The organism is Staphylococcus petrasii, from assembly GCF_002902565.1.
Classification (GTDB): Bacteria; Bacillota; Bacilli; order Staphylococcales; family Staphylococcaceae; genus Staphylococcus; species Staphylococcus petrasii.
The window spans coordinates 1-393 of record NZ_PPRC01000102.1; the positions used below are offsets into that span (position 1 = coordinate 1).

General features: G+C 42.7%; 1 protein-coding gene. It reads right to left on the reverse strand.

Annotated features, from left to right (window positions below):
* Positions 1 to 393, reverse strand: a 393-nt coding sequence (locus tag CD127_RS11415) for a hypothetical protein (RefSeq protein WP_206168814.1), incomplete at both ends; no start/stop codon positions are given.

The window sequence follows — 393 nt, forward strand, 5'->3', positions numbered from 1 at the left end:
TGCTGAGTCTGAAAGACTCTCACTTGTTGATGCTGAATCACTATCTGATGTGCTTGCACTTACTGAATCGGAATCACTTTCACTCGTTGATGCTGAATCACTATCTGATGTGCTTGCACTTTCTGAATCTGAATCACTTTCACTCGTTGATGTTGACTCACTGTCTGATGTGCTTACACTTGCTGAATCTGAATCACTTTCACTCGTTGATGTTGACTCACTGTCTGATGTGCTTACACTTGCTGAATCTGAGTCACTCTCACTTGTTGATGCTGAATCACTATCTGATGTGCTTGCACTTGCTGAGTCTGAGTCACTCTCACTTGTTGATGCTGAGTCACTATCTGATGTGCTTGTACTTGCTGAGTCTGAAAGACTCTCACTTGTTGATGC